The sequence below is a fragment of the uncultured Veillonella sp. genome, assembly GCF_938010505.1.
GTDB lineage: Bacteria > Bacillota > Negativicutes > Veillonellales > Veillonellaceae > Veillonella.
The window spans coordinates 1-4,653 of the sequence record NZ_CALLVP010000058.1 but is presented as its reverse complement, the minus strand read 5'-3'; the positions used below and the strand labels follow the sequence as shown (position 1 = coordinate 4,653).

The 4,653-nt window shown below is 39.2% G+C and carries 4 protein-coding genes and 1 pseudogene; all 5 read left to right on the top strand.

Annotated features, from left to right (window positions below; translation table 11 throughout):
* Positions 1-73: 73 nt before the first annotated feature.
* Complete coding sequence (gene scfA / locus Q0507_RS03240) at positions 74-217, top strand: six-cysteine ranthipeptide SCIFF (RefSeq protein WP_004693318.1); 144 nt, start codon at positions 74-76, stop codon at positions 215-217.
* A gap of 166 nt (positions 218-383) precedes the next feature.
* Entirely contained in the window at positions 384-1,793 is a 1,410-nt protein-coding gene (gene scfB / locus Q0507_RS03235) for a thioether cross-link-forming SCIFF peptide maturase (protein ID WP_298712292.1), read from the top strand.
* Positions 1,794-1,828: 35 nt separating this feature from the next.
* Positions 1,829-4,108 carry a carbamoyltransferase HypF gene (gene hypF / locus Q0507_RS03230; RefSeq protein WP_298712289.1) on the top strand — a complete coding sequence of 760 codons (2,280 nt, stop codon included), beginning with the start codon at positions 1,829-1,831 and terminating at the stop codon, positions 4,106-4,108.
* 140 nt (positions 4,109-4,248) lie between these two features.
* On the top strand, positions 4,249-4,500 hold the full coding sequence (locus Q0507_RS03225) for a HypC/HybG/HupF family hydrogenase formation chaperone (RefSeq protein ID WP_298712286.1): 252 nt from the start codon (positions 4,249-4,251) through the stop codon (positions 4,498-4,500).
* Positions 4,460-4,653 (top strand): annotated as a pseudogene (locus Q0507_RS03220) (hydrogenase formation protein HypD); the annotation flags it as partial. The gene Q0507_RS03225 and the pseudogene Q0507_RS03220, both read left to right, overlap by 41 nt.

Sequence of the window (4,653 nt, the reverse complement as noted above, 5' to 3'; positions counted from 1 at the left end):
AAATAGTATTTTACAGGCTTTTTATAAATATGATAAAATAAATATCATTCGATAAGTATTGAGGAGGATAACCATGGCTAAACGTATTCGTACTATCAACACTGAATCCTTGCAAAAAACTGCTAAAACTGGCGGTTGTGGGGAATGTCAAACATCTTGCCAATCTGCTTGCAAAACAAGCTGCACAGTTGGTAACCAAGTTTGCAAACAAAAATAATGAAGAGGCTCGCTTAGCGGGCCTTTTTTATTTATGTTTTAAAGACATACATTGTATGGCATATCTTTATGACTCTTTTCATAACGTTTGGAGTTGAAATGTGGTACAATTATTTAGAAAGTTCTATATACTAGAGCTTTTACCATATATATCAATTGGAGGTACCATGTTAGAATTAAAACCAATGATCCATAAGTTTCGGATGAAGGATAATTATTACTGCTTAGACGTAAATAGCGGTATTATCCATGTTATCGACGAACTCATCGATAGAGTTCTTGACATATATGATGGCACTAATCGCGATGCTGTACATGCTGAATTAGATGCTAAAGAAGATGCAGTAGAACTAGATGAGATTATGGACGAGTTAGATGAGCTCATCAAAGCGGAGCAATTGTTTGCACCGATGAGCAAAGAGTTTAAACTTGTAGTAGGTGAGAAACCTATTGTTAAGGCATTATGCTTAAATATTGCTCATGATTGTAACTTAGCATGTAAATACTGCTTTGCTAGCCAAGGTGATTACGGCGGTGTAAAACGAGAATTGATGAGCTTTGATGTAGCAAAACGAGCTGTGGACTTTCTTATTAAAATGAGTGGACCTCGCCAACATTGCGAAATTGACTTTTTCGGCGGTGAGCCATTGTTGAACTGGGATGTTGTTAAGCAAACGGTTGAATACATTGAATCCATTCAAGAAAAGCACAATAAGATATTTAAGTTAACATTGACTACGAATGGTATGCTTTTAACACAAGATAAAATCGACTATGTAAACAAACACAAGATGAGTTTAGTATTGTCTTTGGATGGTCGTGAATCAGTACATAATGCAATGCGTCCAGTAGCCGGTAGTGGTGCAGAGTCTTATAAATATATTGCTAAAAACCTTATCAACGCAGTAAAACAACGTCACGGTCTTGAATATTATGTACGTGGTACATATACTCATAAAAACTTAGACTTTACTAAAGACGTTATGGCAATGTCTGATCTTGGCTTTGAGCATTTGTCCATGGAGCCTGTTGTCGGTGAAGAAGGGGACTATGTGCTTCGTGAAGAAGATTGGCCAGCTCTAGAGAAAGAATATGAAAAATTAGCAGATATTTATTTACAACGCCAGTTAGAAGGCTGGGGCGAGAAGTTTAACTTCTTCCACTTCCGTATGGATTTATATCGTGGACCATGTATGGCGAAACGCCTTCGAGGTTGTGGAGCAGGTCATGAATACATGGCGATTGTACCAAATGGCGATATCTACCCATGTCACCAATTTGTTGGTAAAGATGGTTTCATAATTGGCAATGTGTATGACGGCTTACAAAATACAAAAATCCCTAAAGATTTTCGAAATACACATGTATTCTCTAAACCAACCTGCGCTGAATGTTGGGCTAAGTTCTTCTGTTCTGGTGGTTGCCATGCTAACAATATTACATTAGGTGGTGATTTAGAAACACCTTATGAATTCGGTTGCCGCCTACAAAAGAAACGTATTGAATGTGCCATCATGATTCAAGCTGAGTTGGAGCAAGCGGGCATCGATGGTAGTATTCCTGTTGCATTAGGTTAATTATTGAGTATTCTCCGAGTATAGTAGGAGTTCATATGAAACAAAATAGTAATCAAACTATAGAACGCTGGGGAATTCGCTATACCGGTATAGTTCAAGGGGTCGGATTCCGGCCCCTTGTTTCTATGTGTGCCCATTCTCTAGGTTTAACTGGTTTTGTATATAATGATAGCCGTGGTGTATATGTTGAAATACAAGGTCCTCTAGGAGCATTGCAACTATTTTTAGATGCTGTTCAAGCGGAGCAACCTCGTTTATGTCGCATTACAAGTCAAACTGTACAACATCTTACTGTAAAAGGTGATGAAACCGATTTTATAGTAGCGCCATCTCCATTAGGTGAAGCGGTGAGTACGTTTATTAGCGCCGATACGGCGCCTTGTGATGACTGCATTAAAGAACTACAGCAGGATAAACGCAGACGTGAATATCCTTTTATCAATTGTACAAATTGTGGCCCACGATATACGATAATCAAATCTTTGCCGTATGATCGTGAACGAACGACGATGAACGAGTTTCCAATGTGTGAAGCTTGTCTAGCTGAGTATGAAGATATAGAGGGGCGTCGGTATAGAGCTGAACCAAATGCATGCTCTTATTGTGGGCCTCGTTATACCTTATATAAGCCAAATCGCACGGCTGTAGATACGGTAAATGTATGGAATACTACGCGTGAATTGATCAATGAAGGTAGTATTATTGCCATAAAAGGGGTAGGTGGCTATCATCTTGTATGTGATGCACGAAATGATGCGGTTGTACAACGTTTGCGTAAGCGAAAGAACAGACCTCATAAGCCATTAGCTATTATGGTTGGTTCATTAGATACAGCCATAGAGTTAGTTCAAATTAGTGATGTAGAACTAGATGTATTGACGGGGATGGAACGGCCTATTGTGCTATTAGAAAGAAATCATAATAGCTCTGTCCGTTTAAGTTCTCACGTAGCACCAGACAATCATATGTTAGGAGTGATGTTGCCCTATACACCGATGCATGAGGTTTTATTGCCCTCTGATGCAGCCTGGGTTATGACAAGTGGTAACAGAAGTGGTGATTCCGTATTATATAATGACGATCAAGCGTTTAATGAACTAGGTGAGGTAGCAGACTATTTCCTTGTTCATAATCGTGAAATCTATGCTCCTCTTGATGATTCAGTTGTGATGGTCATCAATAATAAGCCTCGATTTATTCGTCGTAGTCGTGGCTATGTACCAGAGCCAATTCATTGTGACGGTTTAGAACAAACTTCGATATTAGCTATGGGCAGTGATTTAAAGAATGCTTTCGCTTTAAATAAAGGTAGTGAAGTTCTCGTAGGGCCCCATATTGGAGATTTAGAGAATGCATCTACTCATAAAACCCTAGAATGGACCATTGAGCGATATAAGAATTTATTTTCTATACAACCAGAAAAGATTATTATAGATAGTCATCCTCAGTTTTTTTCGTCTCGGTTAGGTAAAAGCATTGGTGACAACGCTCATCTTTCTGTTGTACCTATTCAACATCATCATGCTCATATAGCATCTGTTATGGCTGAACACAATTTAAGCGGGACTGTATTAGGTATTGCTATGGATGGTACTGGATATGGACCAGATGGTACTATATGGGGTGGTGAATTTCTCCTTTGTAAAGGAAATCAATACCAGAGATTAGCCCATATCCATGCGGCTCCATTGCCAGGTGGGGAAAAGGCTGTTAGAGAGCCGTGGCGTCAAGCCTTGTGGTATATTCGCAATTGCTATGATAATCATATTCCTTCTGTGTATCAAGCGTGGATGAAAGAACTTCCAAAGGGATGGGAAATGTTAGATAAAGCATTACAGTCTTCTATGCCTATGATTCAAGCTACAAGTTGTGGTCGGCTATTTGATTCAGTAGGCTCTCTGTTAGGTCTCGGTATGGTCCATAGTTATGATGCACAAATTGCCATTGCCCTAGAGGCTTTATGCGGTGATGAAAAAGGCTCACTACTTGATTATAATTATGATGGTCGTATTCTTGACTTTACGCCTACAGTACAAGCCATCATGGATGGTGTTGTACAAGGAGAGTCTCGTGCTCATCTAGCCGCATCCTTCCATAAAACGATTGCTATTGCAGTCTGTGAAACTGCAGCAGATTTAATGGAGCGATATAATATTAATGATGCTGCTATATCAGGTGGTGTATTTCAAAACCGCAAATTAGTAGAACTGATTTATCGAGCCTGGCATGTAGGAAATTTGTATATGAATGAAACCGTTCCTTCTAATGATGGGGGCCTTGCTTTGGGACAATTGTGGCTCGGTAGTCAGAAATAGTTACTTGTGGCTACTATCACTAAATAATGATTGTAATTGTGGTACAATAATATTAATTTAATTTATATATTTTAGAGATGCTTTTACAAAAGCATCTGTATATAAAATTTGTTAAAAAATGATATAGATAAGGAGATATTATGTGCTTAGCTGTACCGGCACAGTTGATTGCTATAAATGAAGCTATTGGTACTGTTGAATTGACGGGGGCTACTCGTGATTGTAGCTTACTCCTTGTGCCAGAAGCAAAAGTCGGGGATTGGTTGTTAGTCCATGCGGGTTTTGCCGTACAAATTGTTGATGAAGAAGAGGCTCAAAAAACATTAGAGGCCTTTAGGGAGTTAGAAGAACTTGAAGAAGCTTACTTTGCAGGAAAAGCAGAACACAGCTGATGCCTTGTTAAAGCGCATCAATACTCTTTATGAGCATGGGGAAACTGTGCGACTCATGGAGGTCTGCGGTACGCATACAGTATCTATTTTCCGAGAAGGTCTTCGTCAATTATTGCCAAGTGGCATAGAACTTGTTAGTGGACCAGGATGTCC

Coding starts and splice junctions, on each gene's coding strand:
- scfA (WP_004693318.1), top strand. CDS start 74: ATGGCTAAACGTATTCGTACTATCAACACTGAATCCTTGCAAAAAACT.
- scfB (WP_298712292.1), top strand. CDS start 384: ATGTTAGAATTAAAACCAATGATCCATAAGTTTCGGATGAAGGATAAT.
- hypF (WP_298712289.1), top strand. CDS start 1,829: ATGAAACAAAATAGTAATCAAACTATAGAACGCTGGGGAATTCGCTAT.
- Q0507_RS03225 (WP_298712286.1), top strand. CDS start 4,249: ATGTGCTTAGCTGTACCGGCACAGTTGATTGCTATAAATGAAGCTATT.